13 protein-coding genes are annotated in these 14,309 nt (G+C 61.5%); 1 reads left to right on the top strand and 12 read right to left on the bottom strand.

Annotated features, from left to right (window positions below):
* Positions 1-23 precede the first annotated feature (23 nt).
* The 5 genes from CEC48_RS07340 to CEC48_RS07320 form a co-directional block, all read right to left on the bottom strand.
* Positions 24-1,430, bottom strand: coding sequence for a PIG-L deacetylase family protein (locus CEC48_RS07340; protein ID WP_088423127.1), 1,407 nt, complete (start codon positions 1,428-1,430; stop codon positions 24-26).
* A complete protein-coding gene (locus tag CEC48_RS07335) occupies positions 1,427-2,323 on the bottom strand; it encodes a GNAT family N-acetyltransferase (RefSeq protein WP_088423126.1) in 897 nt (298 codons plus the stop codon). Before CEC48_RS07335 ends, CEC48_RS07340 begins: the two co-directional genes overlap by 4 nt.
* Complete coding sequence (locus CEC48_RS07330) at positions 2,324-4,081, bottom strand: carbamoyltransferase (RefSeq protein WP_076015509.1); 1,758 nt, start codon at positions 4,079-4,081, stop codon at positions 2,324-2,326. It abuts the gene before it with no gap.
* 154 nt (positions 4,082-4,235) lie between these two features.
* Complete coding sequence (locus tag CEC48_RS07325; protein WP_088423125.1) at positions 4,236-4,589, bottom strand: YceK/YidQ family lipoprotein; 354 nt, start codon at positions 4,587-4,589, stop codon at positions 4,236-4,238.
* 30 nt (positions 4,590-4,619) lie between these two features.
* Positions 4,620-4,952, bottom strand: a complete 333-nt coding sequence (locus CEC48_RS07320) for a YceK/YidQ family lipoprotein (protein ID WP_088423124.1) — start codon at positions 4,950-4,952, stop codon at positions 4,620-4,622.
* Positions 4,953-5,109: 157 nt separating this feature from the next.
* On the opposite strand from CEC48_RS07320, the gene CEC48_RS07315 reads away from it, so the two are divergent.
* Positions 5,110-7,197: a TonB-dependent receptor gene (locus CEC48_RS07315; protein ID WP_176438684.1), complete on the top strand. Its 2,088-nt coding sequence runs from the start codon at positions 5,110-5,112 to the stop codon at positions 7,195-7,197.
* A gap of 124 nt (positions 7,198-7,321) precedes the next feature.
* Here the strand turns inward: CEC48_RS07315 and CEC48_RS07310 are convergent, their stop codons facing one another.
* Genes CEC48_RS07310 through waaF form a run of 7 tightly spaced genes read right to left on the bottom strand, consistent with a single transcriptional unit; the run spans position 7,322 to position 14,277 of the window.
* Positions 7,322-8,773 (bottom strand): lipopolysaccharide kinase InaA family protein, encoded by a 1,452-nt coding sequence (locus CEC48_RS07310; RefSeq protein ID WP_088423123.1) that lies wholly within the window; start codon positions 8,771-8,773, stop codon positions 7,322-7,324.
* A complete protein-coding gene (locus tag CEC48_RS07305; RefSeq protein WP_088423122.1) occupies positions 8,773-9,525 on the bottom strand; it encodes a lipopolysaccharide kinase InaA family protein in 753 nt (250 codons plus the stop codon). Before CEC48_RS07305 ends, CEC48_RS07310 begins: the two co-directional genes overlap by 1 nt.
* Positions 9,522-10,256, bottom strand: a complete 735-nt coding sequence (locus CEC48_RS07300; protein WP_088423121.1) for a lipopolysaccharide kinase InaA family protein — start codon at positions 10,254-10,256, stop codon at positions 9,522-9,524. The genes CEC48_RS07305 and CEC48_RS07300 overlap by 4 nt, the downstream gene beginning before the upstream one ends.
* Positions 10,256-11,062, bottom strand: coding sequence for a lipopolysaccharide core heptose(I) kinase RfaP (gene rfaP / locus CEC48_RS07295; protein WP_088423120.1), 807 nt, complete (start codon positions 11,060-11,062; stop codon positions 10,256-10,258). The genes CEC48_RS07300 and rfaP overlap by 1 nt, the downstream gene beginning before the upstream one ends.
* A complete protein-coding gene (locus CEC48_RS07290; RefSeq protein ID WP_088423119.1) occupies positions 11,059-12,183 on the bottom strand; it encodes a glycosyltransferase family 4 protein in 1,125 nt (374 codons plus the stop codon). The genes rfaP and CEC48_RS07290 overlap by 4 nt, the downstream gene beginning before the upstream one ends.
* Positions 12,183-13,241 (bottom strand): lipopolysaccharide heptosyltransferase I, encoded by a 1,059-nt coding sequence (waaC, locus tag CEC48_RS07285; protein ID WP_088423118.1) that lies wholly within the window; start codon positions 13,239-13,241, stop codon positions 12,183-12,185. The genes CEC48_RS07290 and waaC overlap by 1 nt, the downstream gene beginning before the upstream one ends.
* Position 13,242: 1 nt before the next feature.
* A complete protein-coding gene (gene waaF, locus CEC48_RS07280) occupies positions 13,243-14,277 on the bottom strand; it encodes a lipopolysaccharide heptosyltransferase II (RefSeq protein WP_088423117.1) in 1,035 nt (344 codons plus the stop codon).
* Between the last annotated feature and the right edge of the window lie 32 nt (positions 14,278-14,309).

Raw genomic sequence — 14,309 nt, 5'->3', positions numbered from 1 at the left:
GCAAGCCTGCCTTCAATAAGGTCTCAATCCTGCTTCAACACCCAGAGCAACTCATGACGGCGCACCGCCTTGCGGAAGAACTCATTCTCTCCGTAAGGCGATGGCCTGCGGCCCGCCAGTAATTGCTGCAACCACCTGCGCACGCGCCGCTTGAACGGCGCTCGCGGCTGCAGGTCGTGCATCATGCCCAGCGCCATGGCCTTGTCCTGCTGCTGGCTCAATGTCAGCGGCAAGCTGCAGGGTACAAGCTCAAGCGTTGAGTCGAAACGCGGCGGCAAGGCCACGCCCGCGCCCGAGTCGCCCATGGGCCAGCGGTCATTATCATGCAGGTGGTTGGCGTAGCCGAGCAATGTGCCCGGCTGCCATTCCAGACCTTGCAGAGCTTGGAGAATCGCGGCGTGCGCGCAGATGTGATCCGGGTGCGGATCCAGCAGTGGTGTCGGCAACACGATCACCTGCGGGCGGGCCTTGAGCAGCAAGGCCCGCAGGTCGGCAATCAGGTTGTTCCAGGTCGGGGCGCCATCCACATCGCCAGGCAAGGCCAGGGCATTGAACTGGCGAAACAGCCGCGTATCGTCCAGTTGTGCTTCCCGGGAAGCCTGGGGCTGGTCCGGCGCGGCCTGCATGGCCGGCAGTTGCATACAGAAGTAACCCAACTGCACGCACTGCGCCTCGGGAACACCCGCCCAGCGAGGCACGGTAACGCTGTCCCAGGCACGCAGGCGGCCTTTGATTCGTGCAGCATCGGCCTTGGGCATACCCATGTGCTGATAATGATCGGCTTCTATTTCGCCCGCCGTGAGGGTGACGATCCAGCTCTCATCGGCCTGGCTGTAAAGGCTGAAGGCGGCCAGTTCGGCATCGTCGGCATGGGGCGCAATCACCATCACACGCTGGCGACGGTAATCCGGCTGGCGGAACAGCCACAATCTCGGCTGGCCCTTGATCCGGCAGAAGCGCCCACGCAAGCGCAACTTGCCGCTGGCCAGTGCTTCACCCGCGCCGGTCAGGTTGAGGTAGCGCCGGCCAGCGACGCCACGCTCGAAGACTTGCCGGTCCGGCGCATCCAGGCCCAGCAACTCTACCGAGGGATCCAGAAAACGTCCGAGCCAAGAGCTTTTGAGTTCAATGGCGACGATCAGGGTTTCATCGCCCACCAAGGGCGTGTCCAACACCAGTCGCCCGGTTTCGAGACGCAGACCGGGGCACTCGCTGCCCTCAGGAAACGCGTACTCATAGTCGTCTTTAGGCGAGTAGAACAGGTGATCGGCAAACCAGGCTTCATGCGCGGCCCACAGCACCACGGCCAGCACCAGCGGCAACCACCAGGCCACCAGCACACCGAGCGCCACCAGCAGCAACAGGCCAACCAACAGCGCGATACGTTTGTTGCGCCGATGTTGCTTGAGGAGTTGCTGCTTGCGGCTCATACGCTGAACACCGGCACCGGGTTGCACCAGCGCTCCTTGTATTCACGATCGGAACGCCCGAAGGAAAAACGCAGGGGCTTGTCGCTGGCCCGCGCTTGTTCCCAGGCACTTTGGGTATTGAGAAAGCTCAGTACGCTGCCGGGACTGAATGCCTTGGTTTGCGGGTCGACACCGCCGTTGACGTACTCGGCACTCACCCACGCCGGCGCCTGCACCTGATACACCAGTTGCACGGCAATCGCGGCGTCATTGAGAAACAGCACCGAGCCGAACAGGAATTCCTTGAGCAACTCCAGCACTTCAGCCAGACGCTCGGCACCCGCTGCCGGGAAGCCCCAGCGTCGCTGGAACAGGTCGCAATAAATCGCCGCCAGTTCGCTGCTGGAAAACTCGCTGACCGCCCGCACCACACCGCCCGCCTCTTCCAGCAAGCGCAATTCGCGCCGCTGGTTGTAGCGAAACTTCTTCGACAGCTCTTCCGGTGTGCGCGCCATGGCCAACTGCTCGGCCTGGGGCTTGAGGGTGCTCACGCGCCCTTCATTCAGCGCCGACAGATAACGCGCCCGATGGCGCAACGGCAGCTGCGCATCGGCGGCAATCGGCAGGATGATCTCGGCGTTACCCAGATCGAACAGGCCTTTTTTGCCTTTGCGCTTGAGCACGTCCTTGGACAAGGCCAGGTCGCGCCCCCAGGTGGCAATCGCGCCTTTCAGCTCGCCATCCTGCTCCCAGCCCAGGTAACGCACCGGAATCTGCGCCAGGTGCGCCAGCCGCTCGACGATCTGCGGATGGGTCGCCACGCTGCCTCCAAAACGCTGCCAGGCCTGGGCGTAAACCTCGGCCTCGACAGGCGTCCAGCCACGTTCACGCCAGCCCTGAAAGCGGTTCAGCATTTAAACCACAGCGTCATAAGGGTCTACGCCGTCCTTGACCACCAGGATGTCTTCCATGATCAAGTACTGCAGGTCAGAACCGAAGAACATGTTCAGCGCATCCGTCGGCGAACAGATCATCGCTTCGCCACGACGGTTGAGCGAGGTGTTCAGCGACACACCGTTGCCGGTCAGCACTTCCAGCTCTTTCATCATGTCGTAGTAGCGCGGGTTGTATTCGCGCTTGAGCACCTGGGCGCGGGAGGTGCCATCTTCATGGACCACTTCCGGCACTCGGGTTTTCCATTCTTCCGACACTTCAAAGGTGAAGGTCATGAACGGCGCCGGGTGATCGACCTTGATCATCTGTGGCGCAACGGTGTCGAGCATCGACGGGCAGAAAGGCCTCCAGCGCTCGCGGAACTTGATCTGGTGGTTGATCCGGTCAGCCACGCCGGTAGCGCTCGGGCAACCGATGATCGAACGCCCGCCCAGGGCGCGTGGGCCAAACTCCATGCGGCCCTGGAACCAGGCCACCGGGTTGCCGTCGACCATGATCTTGGCGATGCGTTTCGGGGTGTTTTCGATCTGGCGCCACACCGGCTTGCTCGGGTGTTTGGCGCAGGCGGCGATTACGTCTTCGTTGCTGTAGGACGGGCCGAGATAGACGTGTTCCATCTTCTCCACCGGTACACCACGGGCGTGGGACACGTACGCTGCCGCACCGACCGCGGTGCCGGCATCGCCGGACGCCGGCTGCACGAACAGCTCCTTCACGTCGTCACGGGCAATGATCTTCTGGTTCAGCTTGACGTTCAGCGCACAACCGCCGGCGAAGGCCAGCTTGCCAGTGTCTTTGAGGATGTCGCCCAGGTAATGGTCGATCATCTGCAACGCCAGCTTCTCGAACAGCGCCTGCATGCTGGCCGCGTAGTGGATGTACGGCTCGTCAGCGATGTCGCCTTCGCGCTTCGGGCCCAGCCACTCGATCAGTTTCGGCGAGAAGTAGAAACCCTTGCCCTTCTCTTTGTAGCGGCGCAGGCCGATGACGTTGGCGTAGTCGGTGTTGATCACCAGCTCGCCGTTTTCAAAGGAGGCCAGGCGCGAGAAATCGTACTTGCTGGCATCGCCATACGGCGCCATGCCCATGACCTTGAACTCACCGTCAAGCATCTCGAAACCGAGGAACTCGGTGATCGCGCCGTACAGGCCGCCGAGGGAGTCCGGGTCGTAGAATTCCTTGATCTTGTGGATCTTGCCGTTTTCGCCGTAGCCGAAGAACGTGGTGGCGTACTCGCCCTTGCCGTCGATCCCGAGGATCGCAGTCTTCTCCTGAAAGCCGGAGCAGTGATAGGCACTGGAGGCGTGGGCCAGGTGGTGTTCAACCGGCTCGATCTTGATTTTCTTCGGATCGAAGCCCAGTTGCTCCAGGCACCAGACAATCTTGTTGCGGTAGCGCTTGTAGCGACGGTTGCCCATCAAGATCGCGTCGAGGGCGCGGTCCGGGGCGTACCAGTAACGCTTGGCGTAGTGCCAGCGGGCCTCGCCGAACAGGCTGATCGGTGCGAACGGAATCGCCACCACATCAACGTCGGAAGGCTTGATACCGGCTTGTTCCAGGCAGAACTTCGCCGACTCGTAGGGCATGCGGTTCTTTGCATGTTTGTCGCGTACGAAGCGCTCTTCTTCGGCGGCCGCGATCAGCTTGCCGTCGATATACAAGGCTGCGGAAGGATCATGGCTAAGGGCGCCGGACAGGCCAAGAATCGTCAATGCCACAGGGGTCTAGCCTCTTTTAGTCTGCATGCAGGCGCGTCACGCCTGAAAAAAGTGTGCTCCCCGCCTGGGCGAGAAACAGCTAAAGGGCGGGATTATAGCGTAAACACGTCCCGTGATGATCTAGGGATTGTGGCGACCGGTTGTCACTGCGGGCCTAGCGGAAAATCTCGATGCTGCCGTCCTTGTTCTGGCGGTAGATCGTGTAAGGCAGGACCAGCGTGTCCAGCACGCCGGAGCCCACGAACTCGGCGGCGAAGATCGGCCAGGCTCCGGAGGCATCCCGCGTCTGGTCTTTGTTGCTGTCGGGTGCGCCGTTCAGCGTGCAAAAACCGTAGATCACCCCACTGTAGATACGCGGCACGTTTTCACAATAACTGCGCGATTCCTTGAGGTTCTGGCTGGCAACGGCGTCCGGGCGAAACACCGTGTTGATCGTGCCGCAACCGGCGACGGATACCAGAGCCGCAGCGAAAAGGGCTTTGGTTGCAAGACTCATGGACAACTCCATTTGGCATAAGTGTGGGCATTCACCCGATACTCATGCACCGGGCCGCCAGTAAATACTGATATTGCCATCAGTAGCTTGCCTGTAAACCGTATAGGGCAGAATCACTGTATCAACAATGCCCGAAACCGTTATATCCAATAGTACGAACGGCACCAGTATGCCGGTGGGGTCCGGCGCGGCATGCAGCAGGCAAAAATCAAAGGCAACGCCGCTGTAGACACGGGGAATGGACTGGCAATAGGTTTTTTGCTTCCTGAGCTCACGTGCCGCTGTCGCGTCTTCGCGCAACACCGTGTTGAACGTTCCACAGCCGCTCAACACAAGGAGTCCGATGCTTAGCGCAGCAGTCATTTTTAGCGTCATGGCCAGCCCTCTGAATGGTCTGCAACGCTAACATCGGCCCTGTAGGCGACCCAGACCCCGGGCGCCGCCGCGCCATGTAGGAGGATTCCGAAATGGTAAAAGCTGGCTGAAACGTTAAACTCGCGCACTTTTGTGCGCCATGGATCCTGGTTTACTCATGAAAGTTGTTGTGCCCACTCGTTTTGCGATGCTGCTTCCCGGACTGCTGGGCCTGTACAACGGCGCCCAGGCCGACGAAGCCCCATTGGTCCTCGACCCCAGCGTGGTCACTGGCTCGCGCAGTGCCAGCCCAAGCTTCGACCTGCCGTATTCCGTGGACAGCATCAGCCGCGAGCAAATCAGCGACGGTCAACTGGGCATCAACGCGTCAGAAGCCCTGTCTCGCGTTCCCGGCCTGGTGGTTCAAAATCGCCAGAACTACGCCCAGGACCTGCAGATTTCATCCCGCGGCTTCGGTGCACGCTCGGCATTTGGTGTGCGCGGCATCAAGCTGATTGCTGATGGCATCCCCGCCAGCACCCCGGACGGCCAGGGCCAGGCCGCCACGTTCAACCTCGACACCGCCGAGCGCATCGAAGTCCTGCGTGGCCCGGCCGCCACGCTGTATGGCAGCAATGCTGGCGGCGTGATCCAGATGTTTTCCCGCAACGGCGAAGGCCCGCCGCGCATTGGTGCCGAGACCCTGGTGGGCAGTGACGGCCTGAGCAAAAACCACCTGACCACCGAAGGTTCGGCAGACGGCGCAGGCTTTGTGCTGGACGCTTCACGCATGGACACCGATGGCTACCGCGACCACAGCAGCGCGCGCCGCGACCAGACCTTTGCCAAGCTCAATTTCGAGCCGGATGAAGACAGCAAGCTGGCGCTGATCTACAGCAGCCTGGAGCAGAATGGTACGCAGGATCCCTTGGGGCAGACGTGGGCTGCATACAAAGCCGATCCACGCTCGGTGAGTCCCCTCGCAGAGCAGTACAACACTCGGAAAAGCATCGACCACCAGCAATTGGGAATGAACTACGAACGATATTTTGGTGACGCGACGCTGCAAGTGAATGCGTATACCGGGCGGCGCAGCGTGATTCAGTATTTGTCGATTCCAGGCGGTTCAACATCTGACAAGCGCGGTGGCGTGGTGGACTTTGAGCGGAAATTCTACGGCGGCTCATTGCACTGGCTACAACCCATCAACAGCGCACCCGGCGACCTGACGCTGATCACCGGCCTGGATTACGACCGCAGCCAGGACGACCGCCAAGGTTATTCCAACACCCTGAACGGCGAGCATGGCGTAAAAGGCGCCCTGGGCCGGGACGAAATCGACACGGCCACCAGCCTCGATCCGTTCGTCCAGGCCAACTGGCTGCTGGGCGACTGGACGCTGCAAGCAGGGCTACGCCACAGCACCATGAAAATGGATGTGGACGACCACTTCCTGAGTGACGGCAACGATAGCGGCAGCAAGACATACCAGAAAAACACACCGTCAGTCAGCGTGATGTACGCCTTCACTCCCGACCTGCATGGCTATGTCAGCGCCGGCAAAGGTTTTGAAACACCTACCCAGGCAGAGTCGGCCTACTCCAGCACCGCGAATGGTTTTAACTTCGCGCTCAAGCCGTCGGTCAGCAAGCAATATGAGGCTGGCCTAAAAGCACGGGTTGGCCAGGACACTCGCGTCAATGCCGCACTGTTCCAAATCACCACGGACGATGAGTTAGTGGTGCAACAATCCAGCGGCGGCCGCACCACTTACCAGAACGCCGGCCGCACCCTGCGCCGCGGCTTCGAACTGGGCATCGAAAGCCAGCTCAGCGAGCAGTGGAGCACCAACATCGCCTACACCCGCCTGCAAGCCACCTACGACAGCGACTTCGTTGGCGGCGGCAAACCAGTGGACAAAGGCAACTACCTCCCCGGCGTCCCGCAAACCACGCTATTCGCCGAACTCAACTGGAAACCCCGGGACTGGGTCAGCACCGCCCTGGAAGGCATGTACCGCAGCAAGGTCTACGTCGAAGACACCAACCAGCAACACGCGGCACCGGGCTACAGCGTATTCAACTGGCGCGCGCGCTTTGAACAGAAGGTGGAGCACTGGACGTTTCACCAAACCCTGCGACTGGATAACCTGCTGGATCGCCAGTACGTAGGGTCGGTGATTGTCGGAGACGGCAATGGCCGCTACTACGAAGCGGCGCCGGGACGGTCGTGGTATGCAGGCGCCGGTGCCGAGTATCAGTTCTGACCAAGTATTGCGGTGACGCAGCTATCTCCTTCGCGAGCAAGCCCGCTCCCACATTTGGCAGCATTCATCCTGAGCAGACGCGATCGAAGGTGGGGCTTGCTGGCGAAAGGGCCGAAGGCCCGATTCAGCCCGCGCCGCCGATCTGCCTGGGCAACCGCTGATCAATCACCCGATACAGCGCGCTGCTCTCAGGCCAATTACGCATAAACCGCGCCCGATCCTTTGCATACGCCGGGGCGAAGCTGCTCAAGGAGCCGTGCTGACACATCGAATCCAGGTCGATCAGCGCCCAGCGGTCCGCATGCCAGAACAGGTTATGCCCCTTAAAGTCCCCATGACTGATGCGCTCGCGGATCAGCTCTGCGAACAAGTGATCAAGGGCCAGCAACTCAGCCTCAGGCGCCTCGCCACTTTCAACATACGGTGCAAACCGCTCGATGATGTCCGGCCCTGGCAGGTACTCGGTCACCAGGTAAGCCCGGCTGCGTAGCCACAGGAAACGCTTCTCCAGCAACGCCAGCGGCTTGGGCGTGGCAATGCCGAGGAACGCCAGGCGATTGCCTTCGCGCCACGAATGCCAGGCCCGGCTTGGTCGCCAGAAACGCTTGAGCCAATGGGCAAAACCCTTGATGTTGTAGCGCTTGATGACCAGCGGCCGACCGGCCACCTCGACCTTGGCGACACTGGCCGCCCCACCGGTTTTATACAGGTGGCCCTGGTCGAGCAGCGCATCGGCCTGCGCCAGTACCGGCAGCATCGCCGCCTCTTCCTCGCGGCGAATCGCGCGCAAGGCAAACGGCCCGCGCACTACGCTGAACAGCGTGCACTCACGGCCAACCTTGCTCAGGAAATCCTTCAAGCGCCAGACGCTGACTTTGCGTACCTGCTTCTGCAACGCTTCCAGCGGCAACCCGTGCTCACCGTTGCTCAGCAGGTAGTGCACCAACAACTCTTCGGTAAACGGCTCGATATTTTTCGGCAATTGCGCGAAAAACACCCCGAGGTTTTCCAGCACCCGGTTGCGCGACAGCGGCGTGCCCGCCTCTTCGACGCAGATCCCGGCACCGTCGATCAAATACAGTTTGCCGTCCTGGCGCAGCAGGTTGTCCAGGTGCAGATCTTCCTGCCACAGGCCCTTGGCATGCATCTGCGCAATCGCGCCCAGCGCTTCGGCCAGCACCGCTTGCTGCTCGTCAGCCAGCGGCGGCAAACCTTCGACCGCGTGCCAGGCATCAGCCAGGCTGTCGGCACCTTCCAGAAACTCGAACAGCAGCCAACCGCCCTCGCCCTCTTGCAGACCATCGGCCAGCAACAGCGGCGTGGTCAGGCCTTGGTCGGCCAGCAGCCGCACGCCTTTTAATTCACGCTGAAAATGCCGCGCCGCCTTGCTGCCCACCAGCAGTTTGGCCAGCACCGGGCGCCCACGCCACACCGCTGCGCCGACATAGCGCTGGCCCGGCAATACCCGCAGCAGGCTGAGCAGTTGCAACTGCCCGGTACCCGCAGCGTCCGCCAGTTCGATGCTCAAGGGCAGGATTGGCGTACGGCCGGCATTTTTCAGTTCGGACAAACGCATCAACGCTTCTCCTTGTGACTGCGCCGGGCGGCCAGGCGCTGGTTCCAGGTGGCGACCAATGCGCTGTCTTCAGACTGATCCAGATACGCCGCCAACAGTTGGCGAACCTGATCGTCCGACCACTGCGGCGCACGGCGCAACAGCGGTTCCAGGTCCTTGACCCGGTCACGCCAGCCGAACAACAGCGGGCGGGTTTTCTCAAGGTCGATCAACTGCGCCGCATAGCCGTCGCCGACGGCCTGCAGGAAAATATGCTTGGGATAAAAACAGCCATGCACCTGGCCCACGCTGTGCAACTGGCGAGCAAGCTGACCGCAAGCCAGCAAGATCGCTCGCTGCTGCTGGCCGCTCAAATCAGACCATTGCTCCAGCAATGAATCCAGATCATTCCAGCCGTCCAGCGCCCGGGTCAGCAACATCGCCCGATGCTCGCCGGCCACTTTGCGCTCACCAAAAAACGCTGCCTGCAACGCCGGAATGCCCAACTGCCGATAGCGGCTGATATTACGAAACTCGCGGGCAAAACTCGGCTCGCCAAACGGCCGGTGCAGGGTACGCGTCAGGTAGTTGCTCTGGCGCTTGAGGTAGTAGCCCTGGCCTTCGAGCTCGAGGCGAAACACGCTGCTCCAGCCGCCGCGACTGGTATTGGGCTCGTCCACCGCGTCCAGTTGCTTGGCCCACAGCGCGTCAAAAGTGCCGAGGCCGTTGCGCTCAAGCAATGCTCGATCTTCGGCCGCCAGGAAATCACTCATTCTCGCCCCTCGAAAAACTTCACCACGTGGCGAATTCGCTGTTTATCCGACGCGCCCAGGTGTTTGCGCTGACGGTACTGCATGTAGAAGCGCAGGCGCTGGGTGGCCGACAAGTGATACTTGGCGACCTTGTCCAGGCAGGCCAGGTCCTTGGTGATGCGGTATTTGAGCCAGAACCCGCGCCAGAAATCACCGTTGGGGCAATCGATCAGGTACAGGGTTTGCTGGTCGTCGACCAACAAGTTGCGCCACTTCAAATCGTTGTGGGTAAACCGGTTGTCGTGCATGGTCCGCGTGTATTCAGCGAGCTGGCGACTGATGTTATTGACCCACACCGGGTCAGACAATCGCGGGTCGTTGCGCTCGGCCAACACCGACAAGTCTTCGGTCTTGGGCAACTCACGAGTGATCATCGCCCCACGGTGATAAGCCAGGCCTTTGCGCTCAAGCCCCCAGGCGATCACGTCGGCGGTCGGGATGCCCCACTTGGCGAATCGCTTGAGGTTCTGCCACTCGGACTTGACCCGAGCTTTGCCCAGGTAGCGGCGCAAGCCCTTGCCCGCGCCGACGTAGCGCTTGACGTAATAATTGATCCCGCCGCGCTCTACGCGAATCACTTCGGACAACGGATCGCGGGTCAGCCGCTCGCCTTGCAAGGCAAACACCGCCTCCAGGCTACCAAAGTCATCCGCCAGGGCGGCGTAAGCGGGTTCCAGGTTCCAACCCGCCATCAGAGCGCATCCCCGTATCGTTGCTTGCGTGCGTAGAGCTTGGCAGCCATACGCTCCAGCGCGGCCAGCAGCGCGCTGTGCTCGCCCAGGATCTGGCGCAAAGGCTGCTGAAAGTAGGCTTTGAGAAAACGCAATTTGTCGCGCTGGGTCAAACCAATCTCCAGTGCGGAGTAGTAAAGCCCGGCCAGGTCCTTATCGCGCCAGCGCCGTGGAATCTTCGGGCGCACTTGGGCACGGTGCAGGTCGATCACCGAGAGCTTGATGTTGTCCACGGTGACCGGTTGGTCGGTGTGCAACAGAAAATGGCACAGGTAGCAATCACGATGGTTCACGCCACCTCGGTGCATCGCGCCCAGCGTGCGTGCAAGCTCAACGGTCAAGGCATGCCGAATAGCCGGCACGGGCGGTTGTTTGACCCAGTCCATGGTCAGGTCTTCAAGGCTGACGATGGGCGCCAGCTCTTCAGTGACGATGAACGAGTGCTGGTCGGCCGGGTTGCTGCCCTTTTCACCAAAGGCCACGGCGGTCATGGTGGGCACGCCGAGTTCCTGCAGACGCTGGATCGCGTCCCACTCCTGGCCTGCGCCCAATACTGGCAACTTGGCGGTGATCAGGTTCTTGAGGATTTCGCCCCAGCCGATTCCCCGGTGGATCTTTACAAAATAATGGCGGCCGTCCACTTCCGTACGCAAGGTACGGCGCGCGGCCAGCTCACGGAACACCTGGCCGTCCAGCTTCTCGACTTCGGCGAACGCATCGCGTCCGGCCCAAAGGGTCTTGAACGGTTCGGCAAGAATCAACTTCATCGGTTTGGCTCCGCCAGAATCAGGTCCGCAGCGTACTGCGGCATGCTATAGAGGTCGGCCGTCTCAGCGAAAGCCAGACCATTGCGGCTCCAGGCCGCGCGCGCTTGTGCATCGTCGAGCATATCCACCAGGTACTGGTTAAGCTGGGCCTGCTCGAACGGCTCGTCCAACACCCGGCCACTTTGGGCCTCATCAATGTAAAACGCGTAGCCGCAGACCTTGCTCACCAGCACCGGGAGGCCGGCGACCACCGCTTCGATCAGCACATTGCCGGCCGCCTCGTTGTAGGCCGGGTGAATCAACAGGTCGGCCCCCAGCAGGAAACGCGGGATATCGCTGCGGCCCTGGAAAAACTGCACCTGATCGCCCAAGCCCAGTGCGGCACTCTGCAACTGGAATACTTTGGGGTCATCCTGGCCGATTACAAATAGCCGGGTGCGTTTCTTCAAGCTCGACGGCAGCGCGGCAACCGCCTTGAGGCTGCGGTCGACACCCTTGGTCTTGAAGCCGGATCCGATCTGAACCAGCAGCAAATCATCTTCGGCCAAGCCGAATTCACGACGAAACTCAGCGCGAATCTCAGCGGCGTTGGGTGGCGCGCGACGGTCGCGGGCAATGCCCGGCGGCAGCAGATGAAAGCGCTCAGGCTCGGTGCCGTAATACTGGGTGAACAGCGGTTGCTGTTGCCGGGAAATCGTAAGGATTTGGGGCTTGGCACCCTTGTCGAACACTGCCCGCTCGTACTCGGCAAAGTGCCGGTAACGACCGAACCAGCGGTACATCGGGTTACGCAGGTTTTGGGCCTTGTCTTCGAACACACCGTCGGCGGCGAAGTACACATCCAGCCCCGGCATCTTGTTGAAGCCCACCACGCGATCAACCGGGCGCTTGGCCAGGTCGGCCTGGATCCAGGCGTAGAGCTTTTCGTTGCGCCGATGATTGAACAGCGCCTTGACCGGCGCCACCAGCACTTCAAAGCCCGGCGGCACCTCGCCTTCCCAGATCAGGGTGTAGACGCGAATCTGATGGCCGCGCTTTTGGCATTCCAGGGCAATGCGCATGAAGTCGCGCTGCAGGCCACCAAAGGGAAAGTACTTGTAGAGGACAAAAGCCAGTTGCATCAGTGCTCCTCAGCCAATAACAACGTGCTTAATCGCGTTGCGACACGCTCAGGGTTCAGGCGAGTGAAGCACAGTGGCCACTCACGCTTGAGATCAAAGCGGCGCTGGTCTTCAGCGGTCGGTTGATAGGTGCATTTCTTTTGCAGGCATGGCGCACACGGGAAGTCGCTGGCCAGATGGATCTGCGCCTTGCCGTAGGCGCCGGTCAAGCCGGGATTGGTGGGGCCGAACAGGGAAATCGTCGGCACATCCAGTGCCGCGGCCAAGTGACCGAGGCCGGTGTCCACAGCCACACACGCCTTGGCATTCGCCAGCACACGGGCCACGCCCGCCAGGTTCAGCTTGGGCAGCACTTCGGCGTTTTTCAGGCCCTTGGCCAGGCGCTCGGCGCGCGCCTTTTCGGCGGCATTGCCCCATGGCAACTTCACGTCCACACCAAAGCGGTCCATGCGTTCGGCCAGGTCGCGCCAGTAGGCTTCCGGCCAGTGCTTGGTGTCCCAGGTGGTGCCGTGCAGCAGCAGTACAAACGGCTTTTTCGGCGGCAGGCCCAACAGCTTGTCGACGCTGAGCCCGTAGTCGCCCAGGCCTTTTGGAAGGTCGTAACCGAGCGCGACGGCAAACAGCTGGCGCAAGCGCTCCACCGCATGCTGCCCACGGGCCACGGCCAAACGCCGGGAATAGAAGTGCGCCGCCAACGGCTCGCGAGCCGATTGCTTGTCGAAGCCCGCCACCGGGGCGCGTACGTAACGAGTCAGCCAGGCACTTTTCAGCAGGCCTTGGGCGTCGATCACCAAGTCGTATTTGGTCGACTGCACGCTCTTTTTGAAGCGCCGCCATTCGCCACTCTTGAGGGTCTGCCAGATGTTCTTGCGCCAGCGGCGGATCGCCACCGGGATCACCTTGTCCACCGCCGGGTGCCACGTGGGGATTTCGGCGAAGCCTTCTTCCACCACCCAGTCAAAACGGATGCCCGGGATCGCCCGCGCCGCGTCGGTCAACGCCGGCAAGGCATGAATCACATCGCCCAGGGATGAGGTCTTGATTACCAGAACCCGCAACTTAACGAACCTCGACCACAGTGCCCTGCAGCCGCTGTAACGCGTCGCTGACGGGTTGCGGCAGCAATTGGCGCAGGCAGTTGTAGTGGCCGAACCGGCAGGTGCGGTCGAAACACGGGCTGCAATCCAGGCCCAGGCGCACCACTTCGACCTTGTCGGCCAACGGCGGGGTGAAGCCTGGCGATGTCGAGCCGTACACCGCCACCAGCGGGCGGTTCAGCGCCGCGGCCACGTGCATCAGGCCAGAGTCGTTGGACACCACCGAGTCGGCGCAGGACAGCAGGTCGATAGCCTCGGCCAGGGACGTGTCGCCACTGAGGTTGACGGCTTCTTCGCGCAGGCCCGGGATCAGGCGCTGACGAATGTCCTCGCCTACAGAATGATCATTTTTCGAGCCGAACAGCCAGACTTGCCAGCCCTCGCGAATCTTCATCTCCGCGACCTTGGCGTAATGCTCCGACGGCCAGCGCTTGGACTCGCCAAACTCGGCGCCTGGGCACAGCGCCAGCACCGGACGGTCCAGCTCCAGGCCGAACTTGGCCAGGGCGGCGTCGCGGGTGACCGGGTCGATTTGCAGGCTCGGGCGCGGATATGGCGTCGGCAACTCGGCACCCGGCGCGTAGGCCAGGGCCATGAAGCGCTCGATCATCAGCGGGTAACGGGCCTTGTCGAGCTTGCGCACATCATTGAGCAAGCCATAGCGAAACTCGCCACGCCAGCCGGTGCGCTTGGGAATGCCGGCAAAGAACGGCACCAGTGCCGACTTCATCGAGTTGGGCAACAGGATCGCCTGATCGTACTGGCCCGCCAGGGACTTGCCGATGCGTCGACGGGTCGCCAGCTCCAGCGCGCCGTGGCCGAGCGGGAAGCTCAAAGCCTTACGCACCTCGGGCATGCGCTCAAGAATCGGCCGGCTCCACTCGGGGGCGAGCACGTCGATTTGGCAGTCGGGATGGCGCTGTTTCAGGCACTGGAACAGTGTCTGCGCCATCACCATGTCACCGACCCAACTGGGCCCAACGATCAGAATATTCATGTAGTTTCCACAAACGATACGGGGAGGCTCAT

Origin of the sequence: Pseudomonas sp. K2I15 (assembly GCF_002204795.1) — a bacterium.
Taxonomy (GTDB): Bacteria; Pseudomonadota; Gammaproteobacteria; order Pseudomonadales; family Pseudomonadaceae; genus Aquipseudomonas.
The sequence above is the reverse complement of the archived record's forward strand: the minus strand, read 5'-3'. Positions and strand labels throughout refer to the sequence as shown.

Excerpts from the sequence above, each read along its gene's own strand:
- CEC48_RS07340 (WP_088423127.1), bottom strand. The coding sequence starts at position 1,430 with ATGAGCCGCAAGCAGCAACTCCTCAAGCAACATCGGCGCAACAAACGT.
- CEC48_RS07335 (WP_088423126.1), bottom strand. The coding sequence starts at position 2,323 with ATGCTGAACCGCTTTCAGGGCTGGCGTGAACGTGGCTGGACGCCTGTC.
- CEC48_RS07325 (WP_088423125.1), bottom strand. The coding sequence starts at position 4,589 with ATGGAGTTGTCCATGAGTCTTGCAACCAAAGCCCTTTTCGCTGCGGCT.
- CEC48_RS07320 (WP_088423124.1), bottom strand. The coding sequence starts at position 4,952 with ATGACGCTAAAAATGACTGCTGCGCTAAGCATCGGACTCCTTGTGTTG.
- CEC48_RS07315 (WP_176438684.1), top strand. The coding sequence starts at position 5,110 with ATGAAAGTTGTTGTGCCCACTCGTTTTGCGATGCTGCTTCCCGGACTG.
- CEC48_RS07310 (WP_088423123.1), bottom strand. The coding sequence starts at position 8,773 with ATGCGTTTGTCCGAACTGAAAAATGCCGGCCGTACGCCAATCCTGCCC.
- CEC48_RS07305 (WP_088423122.1), bottom strand. The coding sequence starts at position 9,525 with ATGAGTGATTTCCTGGCGGCCGAAGATCGAGCATTGCTTGAGCGCAAC.
- CEC48_RS07300 (WP_088423121.1), bottom strand. The coding sequence starts at position 10,256 with ATGGCGGGTTGGAACCTGGAACCCGCTTACGCCGCCCTGGCGGATGAC.
- rfaP (WP_088423120.1), bottom strand. The coding sequence starts at position 11,062 with ATGAAGTTGATTCTTGCCGAACCGTTCAAGACCCTTTGGGCCGGACGC.
- CEC48_RS07290 (WP_088423119.1), bottom strand. The coding sequence starts at position 12,183 with ATGCAACTGGCTTTTGTCCTCTACAAGTACTTTCCCTTTGGTGGCCTG.
- waaF (WP_088423117.1), bottom strand. The coding sequence starts at position 14,277 with ATGAATATTCTGATCGTTGGGCCCAGTTGGGTCGGTGACATGGTGATG.